Consider the following 21,567-nt stretch of genomic DNA (forward strand, 5'->3'; position numbering starts at 1 on the left):
GGGCCGGCGGCGGGGGGCTGGTCGTCCGAGGTGGGGGTGGTCATACGGACTCCTCGTCGAGGGGAAGGGTCACCTGGATGCGGCACCCGCCGCCGGGGGGTACCGGGTCGAGGACGGCGATGGAGCCGCCGTGGAGCTGCACCACCCAGCGGGCGATGGCCAGACCGAGGCCGGTGCTCCCACCCCGGGAGGGGGCTCCCCGGGTGAAGCGTTCGAAGACCCGGGACCGCTCCGCCCCGGGGATGCCCTCCCCCTCGTCGCTGACCTCGAAGGCCACCAGGCCCTCCCGTCGCTCGGCCGTCACCAGCACGGTTCCCCCGTTGGGGCTGTGCCGGGCCGCGTTGTCGAGCAGGTTGGCGAAGACCTGGTGCAGCCGCCCCGGGTCGGCCCGTACGGTCAGCGGGGCCGGCAGGGGGGCGATCCGGAAGCGGACCTTCCGGCCGATCCCGACGGCGGTGGCCGCCGCGTGCTCCACCACCTCGTCGAGGAAGCCGGCCAGCTCGACCGGTTCCCGGCGCAGGGGCACCACCCCCGCGTCGAGTCGGGACAGGTCCAGCAGGTCGGCGACGAGGTGTCCGAGACGCTCGGTCTGGGCCAGGGTGGTGCGCAGGGTCGCCGGGTCCGGGGTGGCCACCCCGTCCACGAGGTTCTCCAGTACCCCCTGGAGGGAGGCGATGGGGGTACGCAGCTCGTGCGAGACATTGGCGATGAGTTCCCGGCGGCGCTGGTCGGCGGCGGCCAGGTCCTCGGCCATCTTGTTGAAGGCGGTCGCCAGCTCTCCGACCTCGTCCCGGGAGGTGGCCCGGACCCGCCGGCTGTAGTCTCCCCGGGCCATCGCCCCGGCCGCCGCCGTCATCTCCCGTAAAGGGGAGGTCATGCCGTGCGCCAACACCTGGGAGGTGAGCAGGGCCAGGCCGATCGCGGTGGCGGAGGTCATCGGGGGCAGCCAGCCGATGGCGTACCAGAAGTAGCCGAGCCCGGCCGCCCCCGAGGTGACCAGCAGCACCCCCAGCTTGACCTTGATGGAGCGGACCGGGTCCAAAGGACGGGGCAGCACCCGGTTCAGCCAGGTCACCGCGGCATCGGCGGTCATCCCGGCACCACCTCCAAGGCGTACCCGACCCCGTGCACCGTGCGGATCAGGTCGGCCCCGAGCTTGCGGCGCAGGGCCTTGACGTGGCTGTCCACCGTCCGGGTCCCGGCGCCGGCTGCCCAGCCCCAGACCTCGGCGAGCAGCCGTTCCCGGGCCAGCACGGTGCGGGGTCGCCCGGCAAGGTGGACCAGCAGGTCGAACTCGGTCGGGGTGAGGTGCACCTGCACCCCGCCCCGGTGCACCCGCCGCTCGTCGGGGCTGATCTCGACGTCACCGAGCCGGATGACCGGACCGGACCCGGGGCGGCCGGTGGGGTCCGTGACGGCGGCGGCCCGCTCCACCCGACGCAGCAGGACGTGCACCCGGGCGGCCAGCTCCCGCATGGAGAAGGGCTTGGTCAGGTAGTCGTCGGCCCCCACCGCCAGCCCGACCAGCAGGTCGGTCTCGTCGTCCCGGGCGGTCAGCATCAGCACCGGTACCGGGCGGTCGGCCTGGATGCGCCGGCACACCTCCAACCCGTCGAACCCGGGGAGCATCACGTCCAGGACGACCAGGTCGGGCTGCTCGGCCCGGAACCGTTCCACCGCGCGCGGGCCGTCCCCGGCCATCGTCACGAGGAAGCCCTCGGCCCGCAGCCGGGCGGCGACCGCATCGGCGATCGTCTGTTCGTCCTCGACCACCAGGACGCGCCGTTGCCTCATGTCCTGAAACTGTAGGCAGACGCCGTGGAGATCGGTGGCCGAGGTTGTGAACAACCTGTGGAGAACTCTCCACAGCTGTGGATAACCCGGTGGACAACTCGTCGTTATGGCTGGTGTCGCGCGGTGTCGACGATGGTGCGGTCAGCGGCTCCAGTCCTGCTTGGCGGCGCGGACCAGCCGGTCCTTCAGCTCGCGGGTGTGTCGCCGGCTCACCGGCAGCTCGGCGGCGTCGACCAGCACCACGTAGCCCGAGTTGACCAGCCGCAACTCGGTGATCAGCCGGAGCTGCACCAGGAACGACCGGTGGATCCGGACGAAACCGGCGTCGCCCCACCGTTCGGCGAGCGTGGCCAGGGAGACCCGGACCAGGTGGGAGCCGTCGGCGGTGTGCAGCCGGGCGTAGTCGCCCTGGGCCTCCACCCAGCGCACCGCCGAGCGGGGCAACATCCGGGTGCTGCCGGCCAGCTCGATCGGGATCGTCGGGTCCTCCTCGGCGCGGGCCAGCGCGGCCGGGTGGCTGGCCACCACCCGGGAGCCGATCACCCGGCGCAGCGACTCGGCCAGCCGTTCGGCGCGGACCGGCTTGCGGACGTAGTCGGTGGCGCCGACGTCGAAGGCGTCCACCGCCCCGTCGTCGTAGGCGGTGACGAAGACGATGGCGGGTGGCCGGGCGAACCGGCGCAGGACCCGGGCCAGCTCCATCCCGTCCAGCCCCGGCATCCGGATGTCCAGGAAGACCACGTCCACGTCGTCGTCGCGGAGCACCCGCAGCGCCTCGGTGGCGTCGGCGGCGGTGTGCAGCCGGGCCACCCGGGGGTCGGCGCGCAGGTGGTACGCCAACTCGTCAAGCGCCGGCGGCTCGTCGTCGACGGCCAGTACCCGCAGGAAGCCCGGTGCGCCGCCGGTCACGAGTCCGCCCGTACGTCGGGGTGGAACTTCGGCACCCGCAGGCTGATCTTCGTACCCGAGCCGACGCCGGTCTCCACGACCAGGCCGAACCGGTCCCCGAAGGCCGACCGGAGGCGCTCGTCGACGTTGGAGAGGCCGACGTGCTGGCCGGGGTCCTCGCCCGGGTCGCTGCCGCCCCGCGTCAGGTCGGCGATCCCCCTGGTCAGGGTCGTCGGGTCCATGCCCACTCCGTCGTCCTCCACCGTGATGTGGCACTCGGCACCCGCGTCCCGGGCCTCGATGCTCACCATGCCGGTACCCGGCTTGCGGGACAACCCGTGCTGGACGGCGTTCTCCACCAGCGGCTGGAGGCAGAGGAAGGGCAGGGTCACCGGCAGCACCTCCGGGGCGATCTGCAACCGCACCTGCAACCGGTCGCCGAACCGGGCCCGCTCGATGGTGAGGTACCGGTCGATCGAACGCAGCTCCTCGGCGAGCGTGGTGAACTCGCCGTGCGCCCGGAAGGAGTAGCGGGTGAACTCGGCGAACTCCAGGATCAGCTCCCGGGCCCGTTCCGGGTCGGTGCGGACGAACGAGCCGATCGCGGTCAGCGCGTTGTAGATGAAGTGCGGGCTGATCTGGGCCCGCAGCGCGCGGACCTCGGCGCGGGCCAGCCGCTGCCGGGAGGCGTCCAGCTCGGCTAGGGCGAGCTGGTTGCCGGCCCAGTACGCGGTCTCCAGGGTGGCCTGCACCAGCCCCGGGGCGGGCGGGCCGTCGGCCACCGCGACCAGCGCCCCCACCACCCGGCCGGCGGCCCGCAGCGGGGCGAGCACGGCTCCGCGTACCGGGCAGTCCACCCGGTCGCAGTGCAGCTCGGACTCGCCGAGCACGGTCGAGTGGTCGGCGGCCATGGTGCGTCGGGCCGCCGCGAGCAGTTGCGCCGCGTGGTGGGTGCCCCGGCCGTCGAGGGCGAGCAGTTCCTGCCGGTCGGTCAGGGCCAGCCCGGCCGCGCCCACCAGGGCCCGCAGGTGGCGGACGGCCTTCGCCGCGCCGGTCGCGGTCAGCCCGGCGCGCAGCGGCTCGGCGGCCAGCCCGGCGGTGTGCAGCACCTCGTACGTGGCGCGCTGGGTGGCGGTGGCGATGCCCCGGCGGGCGCGCAGCCGGACCAGCGCCCAGACCGCCGCGCCCAGCGCGCTGACCAGGACGACGACACCGAGTACGGCGGAGAGGTCGCCGGTCACCCCGAACCCCGCCCCCGGGTCAGTACGCGCCCTTGCGGGCGAGCACCACGCCGACCGTGCGCCACAGGATGCTCAGGTCGTACGTCAGGGACCAGTTGTCGACGTAGTACAGGTCCAGCCGGACCGCCTCGTCCCAGGACAGGTCGGAGCGGCCGGAGACCTGCCAGAGGCCGGTCATGCCGGGGCGGACCAGCAGCCGCCGCCGGACGTCGCCGAGGAAGTCGCCGTCGTCGGCGGGCAGCGGACGGGGCCCGACCAGCGACATCTCCCCCTTGAGCACGTTGATCAACTGGGGTAGCTCGTCCAGCGAGGAGGCGCGCAGGAACCGGCCCACCGGGAAGACCCGGGGGTCCTCCTTCATCTTGAACAGCATGCCGTCGGTCTCGTTCTGGTCGACCAGGCTGGCGAGCCGGTCCTCGGCGTCGACGTACATGGTGCGGAACTTCCAGACCCGGAAGGTCCGGCCCTCGTGCCCGACCCGGGGCTGCCGGAAGAAGACCGGCCCGCGGTCGGAGATCTTGATGGCGAGGCCGATGGCGAGGAAGACCGGGACGAGCAGGAGCAGGCCGAGGCCGGCGGCGGCCTTGTCCATGAGGTTCTTCGCCAGCAGCGCCGGCCCGGACAGGGTCGGCTCCTCCACGTACAGCAGCGGCAGGCCCTCGATCGGGCGGATGTGCACCCGGGGGCCGGCGATGTCGGTGAGCTGCGGGGCCACCACCAGGTCGACGCCGGAGCCCTCCAACTGCCAGGCCAGCCGGCGCAGCTCCCCCGGCTCGGCGCTGGCCGAGCCGCAGACCGCGATGGTGTCCCCGCCGACCTCCCGGACCAGGGCGAGGATGTCCCGGCCGGCGTACACCGGCACCGGCGTCTGCACCCCCCGGGAGGCGGCGTACCCGTCGGTGATGTGGATGGCCACCGGCACCAGCCCGGCGGCCGGGACCCGGGTGACGGCGGTGTAGACCTCCAGGCACTCCGGCAGGGTGCCGACCAGGACCATCCGGTGCCCGGCCTGGCGGACGTTGCGCCGGATCACGTGCAGCACGAACCGGCAGAGGATCCGGTTGAGCAGGATCAGCAGCAGCGCGCCGAGCAGGGCGGTGCCGACGGTGTACCGGGACAGGTCGGTCTTGGTGGCGAAGGCGAGGAAGGAGACGGCGGCGACCACCGCCACGCCGGCCCGGATGACCCGTTTGAACTCGTCCGGGCCGAGACCGAGGTACCGCCGGTCGTAGGCCCGGTTCGTCCAGAGGGTCACCATCCAGCCGAGCGGGAGCAGCACGAACGCCACGGTGTGGAACCACGTGGGGTCGACGTCGGCGTTGTAGAAACCGGCGCGGGACTGGTCGAACGCCTCGATCGCGATCAGGCTGGCGACCGCCGCCGCCCCGAAGTCCAACAGCAGCAGCAGCGCGATGTAGGGGCGGTGCCAGCGGGACACCCGCCGCCTGGCCCGGGCCCACGCGGACCGGGGTACGCCGTTGTGCGACGGCGGTGTGGGCGGCTGGATCTCGAAGCTGTCGACGTGCCGCACGAATCTGCTCCGGCCTGTGTCGGTTACCGGGCGCTGGAGGCCTGTCGTCACCTCACCCCTTGTCCTCCCGCATGACGCGCGCCGCTCACTCACCGTGAGGGCTCGGGTCTCCCACCGTTCCAGTTTCCCACGCGTACCCCGACCGGACGCGGAGCGTGCAGCATGTGTGTCCGGGTGAGGTCGAACGGGGAGCTGGCCGGCTCCGCAGTAACCAGAAGCCGGGGACCGGGCCACTATACCGGCGGACGTCGTCATCTCGGCAGCGGCGAGGGGGCGGTTCGGTACGCGATGGGCGTTTCGGCACGGTGCTCACCGAGTGTGGTTACTCACCGTACAAGTCGCGACAACCTGCGGTCAGCGAGCGGCTTGCCGCCGGTCTGGCAGCCGGGGCAGTACTGGAGGCTGGAGTCGCTGAACGAGACCTCCCGTACGGTGTCGCCACAGACCGGACAGGGCAGCCCGGCGCGGGCGTGCACCCGCAGCCCGGACCGCTTCTCCGCCTTCAGTTCGGCGGCCCGCTGGCCGAGCGAGCGTTCCACCGCGTCGCCGAGGACCCGTCGGGTGGCGGCGTGCAGCGTGGCCAACTGCTCGTCGGTGAGCCGGTCGGTGAGCGCGAACGGCGAGAGCTTCGCCGCGTGCAGGATCTCGTCGGAGTACGCGTTGCCCACGCCGGCCAGCACCTGCTGGTCGGTCAGCACCCCCTTGACCTGCCCCCGGCGGCTGCGCAGCCGCTCGGCGAAGCCGGCCTGGTCGACCGCGAGGGCGTCCGGGCCGAGCCGGGCCACCCCGGGCACCGTCGTCGGGTCGGCCACCAGGTACGCGGCGAGGCTCTTCTGGGTGCCCGCCTCGGTCAGGTCGAAGCCGGAGCCGTCGTCGAGGCGGACCCGCAGCGCGACCGGCCCCTTGCCGGGGCGCAGCGGGGCGGCGGACGGGAAACCCTCCCGGTAGTGCAGCCAGCCGGCGCGGGCCAGGTGCACCACCAGGTGCAGGTCGTCGTCGAGGAGCACGTCGAGGAACTTGCCGTGCCGGCGCGCGTCGCAGACCGTCTTCCCGGCGACCGCGCCCGGCGGCGGATCGTACGTCTTCAGCGCGCTGATCGCGGCGACCTCCAGCCGGTCGACGCGCCGCCCCACCGCGCGCTGTCGCAGGTACCCCGCGAGCGCCTCAACCTCCGGTAGTTCGGGCACGAAACTAACGGTAGCGTGTCTCCGCGTGAGAATCGTGGTGGCGCACAACCGGTACCGGGAAGCTCAGCCGTCCGGTGAGAACACCATCGTCGACGTGGAGATCGCCCAGCTCAGGGCGGCCGGGGTCGAGGTGCTGCCGTTCATCCGCAGCTCCGACGAGATCCCGGGCATGTCGAAGGGGGCCAAGGCGCTGCTGCCGATCTCCCCGATCTACGCCCCGAAGGCCCAGCAGGATCTCTCCCGGCTGCTCACCGAGCACCGCCCGGACGTGCTGCACCTGCACAACCCGTACCCGCTGCTCTCGCCCTGGGTGGTGCGGACCGCGCACAAGCACGGCGTGCCGGTGGTGCAGACGGTGCACAACTACCGGCAGGTCTGCTCCTCCGGGCTGTACTTCCGCGACGGCCGGATCTGCCAGGACTGCCGGGGCAAGGTCCTGGGGGTGCCGGCGATCACCAACAAGTGCTACCGGGGCTCCACGGTGCAGAGCGCGCTGATGGCCACCACGCTCGCCGTGCACCGGGGCACCTGGCACTCCGTCGACCGGTTCATCGCGCTCACCTCGGCCGTCGCCGACCACCTGCGCGACTACGGCGTCCCGGCCGAGCGGATCGTGGTCAAGCCGAACGCCATCCCGGACCCGGGCCCGCCCGCCCGGTCCGGCGAGGGCTTCCTCTTCCTCGGCCGGCTCTCCCCGGAGAAGGGCATCGACCTGCTGCTGGAGGCCTGGCGGCGACACCCCGACGGGGCCCTCGGCCCGCTGCGCATCGCCGGTGACGGCGAGCTGCGCCCGCTGGTCGAGGCGGCCGCCGCGCAGCGGTCGGACCTGACCTTCCTCGGCCCGCTGGACCGCGCCGGCGTCCGCGCCGCCCTGGACGCCAGCGCCGTGGTGCTGGCCACCTCCACCTGGCACGACGTGCTGCCCACGGTGATCATCGAGGCGCTGGCCAGCGGCCGTCCGGTGCTCGGCACCGCGCTCGGCGGCATCCCGTACCTGGTGGGCATGGACGACCCGGCCGGCCCGTCCGGCTGGGTGGTGCCGCCGGACCCGGCCGCCCTGGCCGCCGCGCTGCCGACCGCCGCCGCCGGCGCCGCCGCGCTGTCGGCCCCGGCCCGGTTGCGCTACGAGCGCACCTTCCACCCCGACGTGGTCACCAAGCGCCTGATCGACGTGTACGCCTCCCTCGCCCGAGCACCCCGCTAGGCGACCTCGCTGGCGGGGTACGGCGGTGGTTGTTCGTGAGCCTTTCGAGCTGCCCCATTCGTGAGACCGCGTCCCCGCGCGGTCCGGCCTCGCGCACTGCCGCTGTGGCAGAGTCTCCGGTCTCCGGTGGACGGGGGTTCTGGCCGGTAGGCAGGGCAAGTCGCGCCCTCCACCGGCGTCGTCCACCGGCGTCGAGCGCCTTTCGTCGAGCCGGATCGATCCTGCGCCCCGGGTCTGTCTGCCCCGTCTTCGAGGGCAGCTCGACAGGAGGCCGGAGGCACCATGCCGACCGGAAGTACCGCACCGTGAAGCCCGAGGCGAGGCCCACCTGGGGCGCTAGCGCAGCGAGGCGCGGGCGGAGAAGGCGATGCTGGCGAGCAGGAAGCCGCCGTTGACGACGGTGAACGCCACGATCACCCAGAACACCAGCGCCGGGGCGAAGGCCAGCACCAGGGCCGCCGCGAAGATCACCGCGCCGTAGTCGCGGACCAGCTTCACCAGGCGTACCGGCAGGGAGGTGGAGGTGACCATGCTGGCCGCGTTCGGGCCGGACTGCATCACCGAGGTGACCAGGTTGACCATCCAGGTGCCGGCGAAGACCGCCACCAGCCAGGTCGGGGTGTCGGGGCGCTGCGCCACGGCGGTCGCCCCCAGGGCGGCCACCAGGGCGATCTGGGCGGCCACGTCACAGAGCACGTCCACCCGGGCACCGGCCGGGCTGCCCTGCCCGGTGACCCGGGCGAGCTGACCGTCGGCGCAGTCCAGGGCGTACGCCACCTGCCAGCCGACCAGCGCGACCAGCCCGACCAGCCAGGCCGGCACCGTACCGTCGGCGACGGCCGGCGCGAGCGCGACCACGGTGACCGAGGTGGCCAGGCCGAGCACCAGGTTGGTGATGGTCAGCGCGGTGGGGCGCAGCCCGAGCCGCTGCGCGACCAGCGCGAAGACCGCCCCCAGCCACTGGCTGACCGACTCGCTGAACAGGCCGCCACCCCGGTTGACCCGGTGGAAGTCGGCGACGGATGGCCGGGACGGCTCAGCCAACGTGCTGGCGTAGTTCATCGGCGTACTCTCCAAGCCGCCTCCGGGTCTCCGCAGGCGTCAGCGTGAGGTGTTCGAGGATGGTGTAGCGGTCCGGCCGGGTCCGGGGGGCGTACTGCACGACCTCGACGAACTGCTCGTCGTCCAGGCCCAGGTCGGCCGGGCGGGTGGCCAGCCCGTGCCGGTGCAGGCAGCGGGCGAGCTGGCCGAAGCGTTCCAGGTCGCCCCGGAGGAAGGTGCAGAACAGCGCGCCGAGGCCGGCCTGCTCGCCGTGCGAGGACCGGCCGGGGTGCAGGTGCTCGATGGCGTGCGAGATCTCGTGGTCGCCGCCGCTGGCCGGGCGGCTCGACCCGCAGATCGACATCGAGATGCCGCCCAGGATCAGCGCCTCGGCGAGGGTGGTCAGGAAGCCGTCGTCGGTGATCGTGCCGGGGTGGTTGATCAGCGCCTCGGCGCCGGTGCGGGCCAGGGTGACGGCCAGCCCGTCGATCGGCTCGCCGCGTACCTCGTGGGCCAGTTCCCAGTCGGCGCAGGCGCTGAGGTTGCTCACCGCGTCCCCGATGCCGGCCTGGGTCTGCCGGTCCGGCCCGTTCTCCACGAAGTCCAGGTCGACCATGACCGCGATCGGGATGTGCACCCCGTACGAGCCCTTGCCGCCCTCGTGGGTCAGCGAGGCCACCGGGGAGGCGATGCCGTCGTTGGCCAGGCTGGTCGCCACGGTCACCATCGGGATGGCGTACCGCGTGGCGGCGTACTTGGCGGTGTCGATGGTCTTGCCGCCGCCGATGCCGACCACCGCGTCGTAGTTGCGCCGCCGCAGCCGGTCCCCCAGCTCGTTGGCGGAGTCGACGGTGCCACCGGTGACGGTGAAGACGTCGGCGGAGCCGAGCGTCGGCCGGCACAGCTCGGCGATCTTCTCGCCCTGTCCGGGGCCGACCACCACCGCCACGTCCCCGCCGGCCGAGATCCGCCGGTCGGCCAGGAGCGGGCCCAGGTCGGCCACCGCGCCCCGGCGTACCTCGATCGCCAGCGGCGTGTTGACCGTGCGGGCTAGTAGCGGCACGCGATCTCCCGCGCCCGGGCCAGGTCGTCGTGGTTGTCGACCTCCACCCAGGCCACGTCCCCGATCGGGGCCGCCCGCACCTCACCGCCCCGGTCGGCGAACTCCTGGTACCCGTCCTCGTAGTAGAGGTTCGGGTCCCGCCGCCAGGTCGCCTCCAGCGCGTCGGCGAGCGCGTCGGCCACCTGCGGCTCGATCAGCGTCGCGCCGATGTACTCCCCGTACGCCTCGCCCGGGTCCATCAGCTTGGTGATCCGGGTGAGCTGGCCGGCGGCGTCGAAGGTGGTCTTCATCTCCTCGTCGGCCAGCGTCTTGAGGGTGTCCACGGCGAGCAGGATCCCGGGGCCGCGCTCGGCCAGCAGGGTCTTCTCCACGCCCACCGGGTGCACGGTGTCCCCGTTGACCAGCAGCACGCCCCGGGCGAAGTGCTCCCGGGCCAGCCAGAGCGAGTACGCGTTGTTCCACTCCTCGGCCCGGTCGTTGTGCACCAGGGTGAGCGTCACGCCGTACCGCTGCTCCAGGTCGGCCTGGCGGTCCCGGACCGCGTCGGCGGCGTACCCCACCACGATCACGATCTCCCGGAGCCCGACCTCGGCGAGGTTGCGCAGCGCGATGTCCAGGATGGTGGTCTCCCCGTCCACCGGCACCAGCGCCTTGGGCAGCGTGTCGGTGTACGGCCGCAGCCGGCGTCCCGCACCGGCGGCGAGCACCATCCCGATCATGTCGACGTCCTCCCTCGTCCGACTGCGGTCACCGGTGGAGGATAGCGCTGCCGGCCGGCGGCCCCCTGCGCAACCGGTCAGCCGGGCCGGCCCGCGAGGTCAGCCGGGCAGGGCCGCCAGGTCGGCCAGCATCGCCAGGCGCTCGTCGGCGGTCAGGACGGCGTACGGCCCGGCCGCCCGGCGGTTCGTCTCCAGCTCGATCGCCAGCCGCTCCGGCCCGTCGGGGAGGGCGTCGACGGTCTGCGCGGTGTGTCCCGCCGCGGTCCAGGCCGCCGCGTGCGCGTCCGCACGGTGGTACCGCAGCGAGCCGAGCCGGTTGAGCAGCAGCACACCGGGCGGGGTGCCGTCCGGCTCGTACGGTGGCGCCACCGCGTGGAACGCCTCGCTGGGCTCGTCGGACTCCTCGGCCGTCACCAGGGCGTACGCCAGCAGCCGGCCGAGCGCCTCGACCAGCCGGGCCACCCGGTCGTCGTGCCCGGCCCAGAGTTCCTCGGTGACCTCGCCGTGCACCTGGTACATCTCGGCGAGGAAGGCGGTGCCCCGGTCGGTGGCCCAGATGGCCCCGTCGGCCCGGCGGTGCAGCATCCCGTGCGCCACGTGCTTGTCCAGGACGCGCTGGCAGACGGCGCTGTCCCGGTGCCGGGTCACCGCCGCGAAGCCGGCCGCGTCGACCGTTCCGCCGGGTGCGGCGAGTCGGGTGCGGAGCTCCACCAGGAAGCCGGTGGCCGTCGGGCCGCCGTACCGTTGGCCCAGCTCCGCGCCACCGCCGTCGCGACCGGCCAGCATGCCGGCGACGAACGCCCGGTCGACGGCCGGGGCGACCAGCCCCGCGAACCGGTGCGGCGGCAGCGCGACGGCGTCGTTCACCGACCGATCGCGCGGAGGGCGGCGAAGGCGTCCTCGGCGATCCGCCGGATCAGCCCGTCGTTGACGTGGCGGTGCTCGTCGAGGAGCCCGACCTCGTCCTCCGCCAGCCAGCGGAACTCGGTGTGCTTGCCCTCCTCCAGCCGGGGGTGGGCCAGGTCGCCGTCGACGCGGACCAGGAAGTCGCTCTCCACCCGGGTCAGCCCGTCGTCGCCGGTGTACCGGTACTCGCCGACCGGGCCGAGGACCTCGGCGACGGACCAGCCGGTCTCCTCGGTCACCTCGCGGCGCAGCGCGTCCTGGATCTCCTCGCCCGGCTCCAGGTGGCCGCCGACGATGTCCCAGCAGTCGGGGAAGAGGCGCCGCTGGGGGGAGCGTCGCTGGAAGAAGATGCGGCCGTCGTCGCCGACGATCAGCGCGCCGGCGCAGCGTAGGGGCTCGGTGGGCACGTCACGACAGTAGCGAGCGGGCGTGTGGTTCGGCGACGGCCGGTTCGGCGGCGTGCGGTCGGGCGGTGGGGGGAGGTGTGAACGGCGGATCGACGGGTAGGGATTCAGTCGTGGGCGCGGACGGGCCGTGACCCGTGCAGGAGGCCGTCATGAGCACCGCCGAGCGACTCGCCAGGCAGCAGTACGCGATGGTCCTGCGGCGGGACGTGGTCCGGCTGCCCGACCTGTACGCGCCCGACGCCCACTACGTCATGCCGGGTGTGACCCTCCGTCCGATCGAGGTGCCGGCGCTGATGCGGACCTGGACCGGCGCCTTCCCCGACCTGTCGGTCGAGCCGGTCGGGCGGGTGGAGACCGCCGCCGGGCTGGCGTTGGAGCAGCGGCTGACCGGCACCCACACCGGGGTGCTGCACACCCCGCTGGGCACGGTCGCGCCGACCGGGCGGACGGTGAGCTGGGACGTGGTGGACGTGGTCCGGGCCCGGCGGGGCCGGATCGTCGCCTGGCGGTCCTACTTCGACTGGGGGCAGCTCTACCTCGCCCTCGGTGTGCGGTTGGCCGGGCTCTCCCGGGAGTTGCGGCCGGCGGTCGACCGGCCCGCCGGGCCGCTCGCCGTGGCGGCCTGACCCGCGTCGGTCGGCAGGGGTGGAGTCACCCGTCCCGGTGGCTCATGATGCGGACATCGCCGTGCCGTCGCCGCCTGCCCGAGGGCCGCCCGTACGCTCTGAAGCCATGACCGCCGAGCAGCTGATCTCCTTCGCCCGTGGCGCTCCCTCGCTGGACATCGTCGACGTCGAGGGCCTCAAGGCCGCCGCCGTCCGCGCCTTCGACACCGACCCCGCCGGGGTGACCGCGTACGGCACCTCCGTCGGCTACCCGCCCCTGCGCAAGTGGATCGCCGACAAGCACGGTGTCGAGGCCGATCAGGTGCTGGTCACCAACGGCTCGTTGCAGGCCGACGCGTTCCTCTTCGACCACCTGGTCCGTTCCGGCGACGCGGTGGTGGTGGAGCGTCCGACGTACGACCGGACCCTGCTCAACCTGCGGCAGCTCGGCAGCGAGGTGCACGCGGTGACCATCCAGCCGGACGGGCTCGACACCGCCGAGCTGCGCAAGCTGCTGGAGTCGGGGGTCCGGCCCCGCCTCGCGCACGTCATCCCGAACTACCAGAACCCCGCCGGGGTGACCCTGTCCCTGGAGAAGCGGCGGGAACTGCTCGACCTGGCGGCGGAGTACGGCTTCACCATCTTCGAGGACGACCCGTACGCGGACATCCGGTTCCGGGGTGAGGCGCTGCCGTCGATGCTGTCGATGGACACCCGGGGGGTCGTGGTGCACGCCTCCAGCTTCACCAAGACGGTCTGCCCCGGGGTGCGGGTCGGGTACCTGGTCGGTCCGGCGGCGCTGATCGCGGAGATCGCGAAGAAGGCGACGAACCTCTACATCTCGCCGGGGATGGTCTCCGAGGCGATCGTGTACCAGTTCTGCGTCTCGGGCGACATCGACCGCTCGATCCGGACGGTGTCGACCGCGCTCGGTGAGCGGGCCGGGGTGCTGGCCGAGTCGCTGCGCCGGCACCTGCCGGACGCCCGGTTCGTGGAGCCGGACGGCGGCTACTTCCTCTGGGTGGAGCTGCCCGAGGACGTCGACGTGGAGCAGCTCGCCCCGGCGGCGGCGCAGCGTGGTGTCGCCGTGGTGAAGGGGAGCGACTTCGTCGCCGACGGTGGGCGGCACGCGCTCCGGCTGGCGTTCTCGGCGGTCACCGCCGACCGGATCGACGAGGGGGTCCGCCGGCTCGCCGAGGCGGTCGCCGAGGTCCGGGGCCGCTAGCCGGCGGAAGCGCCGTTAGCTGTCGTATTCCCGATAGTTATCGGATGGTGACCGGCCCGGGTCTCCCGCCGGGCCGGTCGGCGACCCGACAATGTCGCGAGCGCCGTTCACATTGTGGCCGTGGTCACCGCCCCTGCTCGGGGTGCTGATCCCCACCGTGCCCGGACGGCGCCGCGAGCATCATCCCCCGCCCCCACGGCGCCGGGCGGGTCGGGTCGCCCCTCACCCCCCTGAAACGGGCCGACCCGCCCGGCGCCACCCCCTGCGGCCCCGACCGACGCCGCCCCGGACGCGCTGGCGGGGCCGGGCCGCGTCGGCCGGGCGTAGCCTGTCAGCGGCTGTGCACGAGGGTGGTCACGCGGGGGAGGGGGTGTCATGGCGGGCAGGTCGCAGCGGCGGGCAGCCACCGCCGGCCACCGGCACCGGGCCCCGTCGCCCCGGCCGGGCCGTGCCGGACGCGGTGCCGAGGCCACCGGACGCGGTGCCGAGACGGACTGCGCGGTCTACGTCGACGGGCGGCGGTTGCCCGGGGAGCGGCACCACGCGGAGGCGCTGGCCGCCGCCCGCCGGGCCGGGGGTTTCGTCTGGCTCGGGCTGCACGAGCCCGACCTGACCGAGATGACCGAGGTCGCCGCGACCTTCGGCCTGCACGAGCTGGCCGTCGAGGACGCGGTCAAGGCCCGTCAGCGGCCCAAGCTGGAACGGTTCGGCGAGGTCAGCTTCCTGGCGCTGCGCACCGCGCGGTACTGCGAGCACGCCGAGCTGACCGAGACCTCCGAGGTCGTCGAGACGGGTCAGGTGATGCTCTTCGTCGGCCCGCACTTCGTGATCAGCGTCCGGCACGGCGACGTGTGCCGGCTCGACCCGGTCCGCGCCGAGGTGGAGGCCCGCCCCGAGCGGCTGCGGCACGGGCCCTGGGCGGTGGTGCACGCGGTCGCCGACCGGGTGGTCGACCTCTACCTGGAGGTGGCCGACCGGATGGCGGACGACCTGGAGGTGCTGGAGACCGACGTGCTGGCGCCGCCGTCCCGCCCGTCAGCCAGTGACCGGCGCGGGGCCGGGGGGATCCAGCGGATCTACCAGATGAAGCGGGAGCTGGTGGAGTTCAAGCGGGCGGTGTTGCCGCTGCAACGGCCGCTGCTGGCGCTCGTCGGGCACGCCGGCATCGAGCCCCGGGACGTCCGGGGGGCGGGGGACGGGGACGCGGTGCCGGCGGAGATCCGGCGGTACCTGCAGGACGTGCAGGACCACCTCAGCCGTACCGTCGAGCAGGTCAACACGTACGACGACCTGCTCAACTCGATCCTGCAGGCGCGGCTGGCACAGGTGACCGTCGACCAGAACAACGACATGCGCAAGATCGCGGCCTGGGCGGCCGTCATCGCCGTCTGGACCGCCATCGCCGGGGTGTACGGCATGAACTTCACGCACATGCCGGAGCTGGGGACGCGGTACGGGTACCCGGTGGTGCTGGCGGTGATGCTCGGCATCTCGCTCGCCCTGTACCGCTGGTTCCGCCGCAACGGCTGGCTCTGACCGGGGAGCACGGACGCCCGGCGCGGGACGCCTCCGGGGCGTCCCGCACCGGGCGGTCGGGTCGGCGCGTCAGCGGCGGCTGCCGGACTTCGCCTTCGTGGTGCCCTGCGGGTCGAGGGCCTTGGTGAGGTCGTCGGCCGGGCGGCCGGAGACGTCCCGGGCGCCTTCGGCGACCGAGGGGACCTCGGTGGTGGGGTGGATCACCGGCTGCTGTCCGGGTCGGGTGGTGGAGGCGCTGTCGCCCCCGGCCACCGGCGAGCTGCCCGCGCCGGTCGGCCCGCCGGCCACCGGGGAGCCGCTCGACATGGTCGACGCGTCGGTCACCGGGCTGCCGTTGGCCCGCGCACCGTGGGCCTTCGTGCCGTCGCCGGTCGGGTCGGAGCCGGCGGTGGGGCGACCCGCGACCGGGGTCTTGACGACCATGGTCTCCACCTCGTCGCGCATCGGCTCCAGCGTGCTGCCGGCGTCGTACTCGGTCCACTCCTGCTGTTCCCGGCGGCGGCGCACGGCCAGCGCGCCGGCCACCCCGGCGACCGCTCCGGCGGCCAGCAGCCCGGCGAGCATCCCCCGCGACCGCCGCTGCCGGCGGCGCGCGGCCTTCGGGCTCTTCGCCTTCACCCTCTTGCTCATCGCGGACGTCCGGGCGGCGGCGGCCTTCCGGCCGGCCCCGGCCTTCCCGGCCGCCTCGGCCTGCGCCTTGCGGACCGCGACCGCCAGCGGGGCGAGGGTCGCGGCCGTCGTGGCCAGGCCGCTGGCCGCCCGGTCGCGGACCACCGTGGCGGTGGGCCCGACGTACTCCTGCGCCGCCCGGACCCGGGGGCCGACCGTCGCGCCGGCACCCCTGGCGGCGTACGTGGCGGCCTGCCGCAGGTGGCCGACGCCCTGGTTCAGTTCGGCCCTGGCCAGCTGCCCTTGGGTCTTACGCCGCCCGATTCCAAACACGTTCCCACCTCCTGGGAGTTGTTCCTCCGTCATCCTCCACCTTCGGATGCCTCCGCACTGCCAGATCGGGCACATGGGAGGATCCGCATGGAACTGACCAACGACTGAGGAGTACCCGTGGCCGAGGCTGTCTACGCCACCTTGCACACCAACGCCGGGCCGATCCGCCTGGAGCTCTTCCCCAACCACGCGCCGAAGACCGTCCGCAACTTCGTGGACCTGGCCGAGGGGAACCGTGAGTACACCGACCCGCGCACCGGCCAGCCGGGCAACGGCCCGTTCTACGACGGCACCATCTCGCACCGGGTGATCGCCGGCTTCATGGTGCAGATGGGCGACCCGACCGGCACCGGTCGCGGTGGGCCGGGCTACAAGTTCGGCGACGAGTTCCACCCGGAGCTGCGCTTCGACCGGCCGTACCTGCTGGCCATGGCGAACGCCGGGCCGGGCACCAACGGCTCGCAGTTCTTCATCACCGTCGCCCCGACGCCGCACCTGAACAACCGGCACACCATCTTCGGCCAGGTCGCCGACGAGGACTCGGTCAAGGTCGTCGACGCCATCGCCAACACCCCGACGGGGCCGAGCGACCGGCCGTTGCAGGATGTGGTCATCGAGCGCGTCACCATCGAGCACACCAAGGCCTGACCGGTACCACGAGGTACCTTTGCCTGCATGACTGAGCGCTCCGCAGGACGGGCACGGTGAGCGAGTCCCCGCCGACCACCCCGGTCTGTTACCGGCACCCCGGTCGGGAGACGTACGTCCGGTGCACCCGGTGCGATCGTCCGATCTGCCCGGACTGCATGCGCGACGCCGCCGTCGGCCACCAGTGCCCGGAGTGCGTCGACGAGGGTCGCCGTAGCGTACGGCCGGCGCGTACCGCCTTCGGCGGTGGTGACGCCGGCCGTCACGGCTACGTGACCAAGACGTTGATCGCCCTGAACGTGCTGATGATGCTGCTCTCCATCGCCTCCGACCGGGGCGGGGACGCGCTCGCCGGCGGGTCCGGCTTCGGCGGCCTGATGGGCGGCAGCACCCCGCTGACCAACTGGGGCGCGGTGCTCGGGCAGGCGGTCTTCCCCGACGGCGTGGTCGGCGGCATCGCCCAGGGCGAGTGGTACCGGCTGCTCACCGCGATGTTCCTGCACTACGGCGTGCTGCACCTGCTGCTGAACATGTGGGCGCTCTGGGTGCTCGGCCGGTCGTTGGAGGCGGTGCTCGGGCCGGCCCGGTTCCTGGCGCTCTACCTGGTCGCCGGGCTCGGCGGCAACGTCGCGGCGTACCTGCTGAGCGCGCCGAACCAGGCCACCGCCGGCGCCTCCACCGCGATCTTCGGCCTCTTCGCCGCCATCTTCGTGATCATGCGACGGCTGGGTCGGGACACCTCGGCGATCCTGCCGATCCTGGTGATCAACCTGATCTTCACCTTCACCGTGCCGGGCATCTCGATCGCCGGGCACCTGGGCGGCCTGGTCACCGGCGCGGCGATGGCGCTGGTGATGGCGTACGCGCCGAGGTCGCACCGGCCCCTGGTCCAGTGGGTCGGCACCGGGGCGATCGTCTTCGTGCTGCTCGCCTTGGCGGTGGCCCGGACGGCGACCCTGCTCGCCTGAGCCCGGTGCGAGGGGCCGGGCCCAGGTCGACCGGCCCGGCTCAGGCCGGCGGTGGGGGGTCGTCGTGCCCCGGCGGCGGGTTGCCGTGGCGGGCCCAGGCGGCGCGTAACTCCTCGACCACCTCGTCGAGCGGGGCGTCCACGTCGTAGCGGCCGAACAGGTGCAGCGAGTCGCCCGCGTCGATCTCCACGAGTTCGGTGGCGAGACCCCGCCGGGAGCGTCGGTCCAGGTCGATCGTCTCGATCGCCGCCCACGGCAACCGGATCCAGCCGCCGAACCTGCGCTGGACGACGATCCCGTCCGGGTCGACCGCGAGCCGGACCGGGACGAGCAGGTCGGGTGCCGCCCAGCCGAGCAGCCCGGCCGCGATCAGCCCGGCCAGCGCGAGCCGGACCCGGTCGCCGTCGTCCAGGAGCAGCCCGAGCAGGAGCAGGCCGACCGCGCCGGCCGCCTTGACCACGGGCACCATGGGCGGAACCCGCCAGTGCCGGACGGGGGGCGTCGATGGCTGCATGGGTTCAGCATGCCAGCCGGAAACCGGCCGGATCCGGGGCGGGCGCGCGGGGCGCGGGCGACGTAGTATCGGGACCGGTCCAGGTTACCCGGGAGTAGTAACGGGCGGGGAGTAGGCATGAGTGACGCGGTCATCGTCGGCGCGGTACGCACCCCGGTCGGGCGGCGCAAGGGCGGTCTGGCCGCCGTCCACCCGGTGGACCTGTCGGCGCACGTGCTGCGGGCCCTCGCGCACCGGACCGGTCTCGACCCGGCCGACGTCGACGACGTGGTCTGGGGCTGTGTCTCCCAGGTCGGCGAGCAGTCCTGGAACGTCGCCCGCAACGCGGTGCTCGCCGCCGGCTGGCCGGAGTCCGTCCCCGGCACCACGCTGGACCGGCAGTGCGGCTCCAGCCAGCAGGCGCTGCACTTCGCCGCCGCCACGGTCGCCTCCGGCCAGGCCGACCTGGTCGTCGCCGGGGGCGTCGAGTCGATGACCCGGGTGCCGATGGGCTCCAGCGTGGCCGACGGCAGCCCCTTCAGCGACCAGGTCCGGGACCGGTACCGCGGGGCCGAGGGCTTCGCCGCCGACCAGCCGCTGCCGTTCAACCAGGGCGTCGGGGCGGAGCTGATCGCCGCCCGCTGGCGTCTCTCCCGTACCCAGCTCGACGAGTTCGCCCTGGCCAGCCACGCCCGCGCCGCCGCCGCCCAGGACGCCGGGGCGTTCGATGCGGAGCTGGCCCCGGTGCCGCTGCCCGACGGCGGCAAGCTCACCGCCGACGAGGGCGTCCGCCGGGACACCTCGCTGGCCAAGCTGGCCGAGCTGAAGACGCCGTTCCGCGCCGACGGGGTGGTCACCGCCGGGTCGGCGTCCCAGATCTCCGACGGCGCGGCGGCGCTCGCGGTCACCACCAGCGAGTGGGCCGGCCGGCACGGGCTGCGCCCGCTGGCCCGGATCCACACCGCCGTGGTCGCCGCCGACGACCCGGTCGCCATGCTCACCGCGCCGATCCCGGCCACCGCGAAGGCGCTGCGCCGCGCCGGGCTGGGCATCGAGGAGATCGGGGTGTACGAGGTCAACGAGGCGTTCGCCCCGGTGCCGCTGGCGTGGCTGGCCGAGACCGAGGCGGACCCGGGGCGGCTCAACCCGCGCGGCGGGGCGATCGCCCTCGGGCACCCGCTGGGCGCCTCCGGAGCCCGGATCATGACCACGATGCTGGCGCACATGCGGGACAACGGCATCCGGTACGGCCTGCAGACCATGTGCGAGGGCGGTGGCATGGCCAACGCCACCGTCGTCGAGCTGCTCTGACCCACGCCCGGCGGCGGGGCACGGAAATGCGGTCGCCGGGCGCGCGCCGGCCGCTCTAGGCTGCGCGGCGTGACCGTCTCGACGCCGTACCCCGTCTGGTCCGACGCGCAGTGGCAGCGACAGGCCCGGGACTGGATCGACGGGCACCTCGACCGCTGCGGGCTGCGGGTCGACGGTCCGGTCGAGCCCCGGCTGCGCCCCTGGTCCCTGGTCTGGCGGGTGCCGACCGACGGTGGGCCGGTGTGGTTCAAGGCCAACGTCCCGGCCACCGGGTACGAGGCTCCCCTGGTGGCGGCGCTGTCCCGGCTCGTCCCCGGCGCGGTCGTCGCGCCGGTCGCGGTGGACCCGGACCGGGGCTGGCTGCTGCTGCCCGACGGTGGCCCGACCCTGCGGGAGGCGACCGCGCCGCGGCGCGACGGCCCCGACCCCCAGCGGCCGGCCGACCCGGTGGACGCCCGCGCCGCGCTGGCCCGCTGGGAACGCGCGCTGACCGGGTACGCCGAACTCCAGCTCGCCGCCGTCGGGCACGTCGACGAGCTGCTGGCGCTCGGGGTGCCGGACCACCGGCCCGAGGCGCTGCCCGCGCTCCTCGCCGACCTGCTCGACGACCGGGCCGCGCTGCGGGGCGGGGCGGACGGCGGGCTGACCCCGGAGACGTACCAGCGGCTGCGCGCGTACCAGCCGGAGTTCGAGGCGCTCTGCGCGCGGCTGGCCGGGTCCGGGCTGCCGGTCACCGTGCAGCACGACGACCTGCACGACGGCAACGTCTTCGTCGACGGCGGGCGGGACCGGTTCTTCGACTGGGGGGACGCCTCGATCGGTCACCCCTTCGGGACCCTGCTGGTGACCCTCCGCTCGGCGGCGTACACCTTCGGGCTCGAGCCCGGTGACCCGGCGCTGGTCCGGCTGCGCGACGCGTACCTGGAGCCCTGGTCGGCCCGGTACGACCGGCGGACGCTGCTGGCGGCGGTCGGGCCGGCGGTGACCACGGCGAAGGTGGGCCGGTCGTTGGCCTGGCGGCGGGCGCTGACCACGGACGACCCGAGCCGGGCCGAGTACGCCGACGCGGTCCCCGGCTGGCTCGCCGAGGTCTTCGAGCCGGACCCGCTCTGACCGGACCCGTGCCGGCCGGTGCCACCCGGATGGGTGGCGTGGAAGTTCCGCAAAGTCCAGCGTGTCCCACGTCACACCCACCGGTACCGTCGTTGATACCGACATGGATGTGTTCTCCCGAACGTTCCTCCCGGCCGCCGCCGAGGCGGGGCTGGCGGTGCAGACCGTCAGTCGACACATGCCGATCTTCCGGCGCTGCGTCGGCTCCGGCGACGCCACCATCCTGGTCGCCCGGTGCAGCCGGCCGGACCGGCCGGTACCGGGCGAGTACCTGCTGCTGCTGACCCACCGGCGGCTGGTCGTCACCCAGCAGACCCGGGTGCTGCACCGGCTTCGCCTGCACCTCAACAGCGAACTGCGCGAGCTGAGCCACGTGACCTGGAACCCCGATCCGCGCCTGCCCGCCGTCGAACTGGCCGCCACCGCGATCGACGGGATCCGGGAACGGTTCGTCATCCGGGCCCACCACCCGAAGCAGGTCTGGCACCTGGACGCCCTGCTCGGCCAGGCGTTCCGGCTCCGGCCGCCCGGCACCCCGACCCGCCCGGCCGGACCGGGCGCGGAGCCGACGCGTCCGGCGAACGCCGGTGGGTCGGTGCCGGCCCGGGACCCCTTCGACGCCCCCGACCACCTGTTCCGACCGGAGGTCCCGGGCCGGGACCGGCGGCCCGGCCCGTTCGGCGAGCCGATGGTCACCGCCGAGCGGAACCCGTACGGCACCGCCGTGCTCGGCTGACCACCACCC

At 73.9% G+C, this 21,567-nt stretch carries 21 protein-coding genes and 1 pseudogene; 9 read left to right on the top strand and 13 right to left on the bottom strand.

The window, feature by feature from the left end; translation table 11 throughout:
- Nucleotides 1-40: 40 nt before the first annotated feature.
- The 6 genes from ACQUFX_RS26135 to ACQUFX_RS26160 all read right to left on the bottom strand — a co-directional run bounded on the left by ACQUFX_RS26135 (nucleotide 41) and on the right by ACQUFX_RS26160 (nucleotide 6,641).
- Entirely contained in the window at nucleotides 41-1,093 is a 1,053-nt protein-coding gene (locus ACQUFX_RS26135) for a HAMP domain-containing sensor histidine kinase (RefSeq protein ID WP_428962882.1), read from the bottom strand.
- Nucleotides 1,090-1,794 (bottom strand): response regulator transcription factor, encoded by a 705-nt coding sequence (locus tag ACQUFX_RS26140; protein WP_428962883.1) that lies wholly within the window; start codon nucleotides 1,792-1,794, stop codon nucleotides 1,090-1,092. The genes ACQUFX_RS26135 and ACQUFX_RS26140 overlap by 4 nt, the downstream gene beginning before the upstream one ends.
- A 141-nt stretch (nucleotides 1,795-1,935) precedes the next feature.
- On the bottom strand, nucleotides 1,936-2,703 hold the full coding sequence (locus ACQUFX_RS26145) for a LytR/AlgR family response regulator transcription factor (protein WP_428962884.1): 768 nt from the start codon (nucleotides 2,701-2,703) through the stop codon (nucleotides 1,936-1,938).
- Nucleotides 2,700-3,923 (bottom strand): sensor histidine kinase, encoded by a 1,224-nt coding sequence (locus ACQUFX_RS26150; protein ID WP_428962885.1) that lies wholly within the window; start codon nucleotides 3,921-3,923, stop codon nucleotides 2,700-2,702. Before ACQUFX_RS26150 ends, ACQUFX_RS26145 begins: the two co-directional genes overlap by 4 nt.
- Before the next feature lie 19 nt (nucleotides 3,924-3,942).
- A complete protein-coding gene (locus tag ACQUFX_RS26155) occupies nucleotides 3,943-5,454 on the bottom strand; it encodes a sugar transferase (RefSeq protein WP_067361820.1) in 1,512 nt (503 codons plus the stop codon).
- A gap of 326 nt (nucleotides 5,455-5,780) precedes the next feature.
- Complete coding sequence (locus ACQUFX_RS26160) at nucleotides 5,781-6,641, bottom strand: DNA-formamidopyrimidine glycosylase family protein (RefSeq protein WP_428962886.1); 861 nt, start codon at nucleotides 6,639-6,641, stop codon at nucleotides 5,781-5,783.
- Nucleotides 6,642-6,666: 25 nt separating this feature from the next.
- Here ACQUFX_RS26160 and ACQUFX_RS26165 point away from each other — a divergent pair, with 25 nt between their 5' ends.
- Complete coding sequence (locus ACQUFX_RS26165; protein WP_428962887.1) at nucleotides 6,667-7,845, top strand: glycosyltransferase family 4 protein; 1,179 nt, start codon at nucleotides 6,667-6,669, stop codon at nucleotides 7,843-7,845.
- Nucleotides 7,846-8,181: 336 nt separating this feature from the next.
- Here the strand turns inward: ACQUFX_RS26165 and ACQUFX_RS26170 are convergent, their stop codons facing one another.
- From ACQUFX_RS26170 to ACQUFX_RS26190, 5 genes are all read right to left on the bottom strand, one after another.
- On the bottom strand, nucleotides 8,182-8,907 hold the full coding sequence (locus ACQUFX_RS26170; protein ID WP_428962888.1) for a CDP-alcohol phosphatidyltransferase family protein: 726 nt from the start codon (nucleotides 8,905-8,907) through the stop codon (nucleotides 8,182-8,184).
- Nucleotides 8,882-9,949 carry an iron-containing alcohol dehydrogenase family protein gene (locus ACQUFX_RS26175; protein ID WP_428962889.1) on the bottom strand — a complete coding sequence of 356 codons (1,068 nt, stop codon included), beginning with the start codon at nucleotides 9,947-9,949 and terminating at the stop codon, nucleotides 8,882-8,884. The genes ACQUFX_RS26170 and ACQUFX_RS26175 overlap by 26 nt, the downstream gene beginning before the upstream one ends.
- Nucleotides 9,937-10,668 (bottom strand): phosphocholine cytidylyltransferase family protein, encoded by a 732-nt coding sequence (locus ACQUFX_RS26180; protein ID WP_428962890.1) that lies wholly within the window; start codon nucleotides 10,666-10,668, stop codon nucleotides 9,937-9,939. The genes ACQUFX_RS26175 and ACQUFX_RS26180 overlap by 13 nt, the downstream gene beginning before the upstream one ends.
- A gap of 99 nt (nucleotides 10,669-10,767) precedes the next feature.
- Nucleotides 10,768-11,535, bottom strand: a complete 768-nt coding sequence (locus tag ACQUFX_RS26185; protein WP_428962891.1) for a hypothetical protein — start codon at nucleotides 11,533-11,535, stop codon at nucleotides 10,768-10,770.
- Nucleotides 11,532-11,981 carry an NUDIX hydrolase gene (locus tag ACQUFX_RS26190; protein WP_428962892.1) on the bottom strand — a complete coding sequence of 150 codons (450 nt, stop codon included), beginning with the start codon at nucleotides 11,979-11,981 and terminating at the stop codon, nucleotides 11,532-11,534. The genes ACQUFX_RS26185 and ACQUFX_RS26190 overlap by 4 nt, the downstream gene beginning before the upstream one ends.
- A 149-nt stretch (nucleotides 11,982-12,130) precedes the next feature.
- Here ACQUFX_RS26190 and ACQUFX_RS26195 point away from each other — a divergent pair, with 149 nt between their 5' ends.
- From ACQUFX_RS26195 to ACQUFX_RS26205, 3 genes are all read left to right on the top strand, one after another.
- A complete protein-coding gene (locus tag ACQUFX_RS26195) occupies nucleotides 12,131-12,607 on the top strand; it encodes an ester cyclase (RefSeq protein WP_428962893.1) in 477 nt (158 codons plus the stop codon).
- Nucleotides 12,608-12,713: 106 nt separating this feature from the next.
- Nucleotides 12,714-13,811, top strand: a complete 1,098-nt coding sequence (locus tag ACQUFX_RS26200; protein ID WP_428962894.1) for an aminotransferase-like domain-containing protein — start codon at nucleotides 12,714-12,716, stop codon at nucleotides 13,809-13,811.
- Nucleotides 13,812-14,186: 375 nt separating this feature from the next.
- Complete coding sequence (locus ACQUFX_RS26205) at nucleotides 14,187-15,347, top strand: magnesium and cobalt transport protein CorA (protein WP_428962895.1); 1,161 nt, start codon at nucleotides 14,187-14,189, stop codon at nucleotides 15,345-15,347.
- 69 nt (nucleotides 15,348-15,416) lie between these two features.
- On the opposite strand, the gene ACQUFX_RS26210 is transcribed toward ACQUFX_RS26205, so the two are convergent.
- On the bottom strand, nucleotides 15,417-16,322 hold the full coding sequence (locus ACQUFX_RS26210) for a hypothetical protein (protein ID WP_428962896.1): 906 nt from the start codon (nucleotides 16,320-16,322) through the stop codon (nucleotides 15,417-15,419).
- A gap of 84 nt (nucleotides 16,323-16,406) precedes the next feature.
- On the opposite strand from ACQUFX_RS26210, the gene ACQUFX_RS26215 reads away from it, so the two are divergent.
- Both ACQUFX_RS26215 and ACQUFX_RS26220 read left to right on the top strand, forming a co-directional pair.
- A complete protein-coding gene (locus tag ACQUFX_RS26215) occupies nucleotides 16,407-16,937 on the top strand; it encodes a peptidylprolyl isomerase (RefSeq protein ID WP_428962897.1) in 531 nt (176 codons plus the stop codon).
- 56 nt (nucleotides 16,938-16,993) lie between these two features.
- A complete protein-coding gene (locus tag ACQUFX_RS26220) occupies nucleotides 16,994-17,905 on the top strand; it encodes a rhomboid family intramembrane serine protease (protein WP_428962898.1) in 912 nt (303 codons plus the stop codon).
- Between the two features lie 40 nt (nucleotides 17,906-17,945).
- Here ACQUFX_RS26220 and ACQUFX_RS26225 read toward each other — a convergent pair whose 3' ends face one another.
- Entirely contained in the window at nucleotides 17,946-18,419 is a 474-nt protein-coding gene (locus tag ACQUFX_RS26225) for a PH domain-containing protein (RefSeq protein ID WP_428962899.1), read from the bottom strand.
- Nucleotides 18,420-18,536: 117 nt separating this feature from the next.
- Here ACQUFX_RS26225 and ACQUFX_RS26230 point away from each other — a divergent pair, with 117 nt between their 5' ends.
- The 3 genes and pseudogenes from ACQUFX_RS26230 to ACQUFX_RS26240 form a co-directional block, all read left to right on the top strand.
- Nucleotides 18,537-19,709, top strand: coding sequence for an acetyl-CoA C-acyltransferase (locus ACQUFX_RS26230; RefSeq protein WP_428962900.1), 1,173 nt, complete (start codon nucleotides 18,537-18,539; stop codon nucleotides 19,707-19,709).
- Nucleotides 19,710-19,778: 69 nt separating this feature from the next.
- Complete coding sequence (locus tag ACQUFX_RS26235; RefSeq protein ID WP_428962901.1) at nucleotides 19,779-20,822, top strand: phosphotransferase; 1,044 nt, start codon at nucleotides 19,779-19,781, stop codon at nucleotides 20,820-20,822.
- Nucleotides 20,823-20,925: 103 nt separating this feature from the next.
- Nucleotides 20,926-21,346, top strand: a pseudogene (locus tag ACQUFX_RS26240) (hypothetical protein); the annotation flags it as partial.
- Between the last annotated feature and the right edge of the window lie 221 nt (nucleotides 21,347-21,567).

The organism is Micromonospora fluostatini, from assembly GCF_050410825.1.
GTDB classification, from domain to species: Bacteria; Actinomycetota; Actinomycetes; order Mycobacteriales; family Micromonosporaceae; genus Micromonospora; species Micromonospora rosaria.

Bases quoted from the DNA above. Each gene is read 5' to 3' on its own strand.
- ACQUFX_RS26135 (WP_428962882.1), bottom strand. From the start codon at position 1,093: ATGACCGCCGATGCCGCGGTGACCTGGCTGAACCGGGTGCTGCCCCGT.
- ACQUFX_RS26140 (WP_428962883.1), bottom strand. From the start codon at position 1,794: ATGAGGCAACGGCGCGTCCTGGTGGTCGAGGACGAACAGACGATCGCC.
- ACQUFX_RS26170 (WP_428962888.1), bottom strand. From the start codon at position 8,907: ATGAACTACGCCAGCACGTTGGCTGAGCCGTCCCGGCCATCCGTCGCC.
- ACQUFX_RS26180 (WP_428962890.1), bottom strand. From the start codon at position 10,668: ATGATCGGGATGGTGCTCGCCGCCGGTGCGGGACGCCGGCTGCGGCCG.
- ACQUFX_RS26195 (WP_428962893.1), top strand. From the start codon at position 12,131: ATGAGCACCGCCGAGCGACTCGCCAGGCAGCAGTACGCGATGGTCCTG.
- ACQUFX_RS26200 (WP_428962894.1), top strand. From the start codon at position 12,714: ATGACCGCCGAGCAGCTGATCTCCTTCGCCCGTGGCGCTCCCTCGCTG.
- ACQUFX_RS26205 (WP_428962895.1), top strand. From the start codon at position 14,187: ATGGCGGGCAGGTCGCAGCGGCGGGCAGCCACCGCCGGCCACCGGCAC.
- ACQUFX_RS26210 (WP_428962896.1), bottom strand. From the start codon at position 16,322: ATGACGGAGGAACAACTCCCAGGAGGTGGGAACGTGTTTGGAATCGGG.
- ACQUFX_RS26225 (WP_428962899.1), bottom strand. From the start codon at position 18,419: ATGCAGCCATCGACGCCCCCCGTCCGGCACTGGCGGGTTCCGCCCATG.
- ACQUFX_RS26230 (WP_428962900.1), top strand. From the start codon at position 18,537: ATGAGTGACGCGGTCATCGTCGGCGCGGTACGCACCCCGGTCGGGCGG.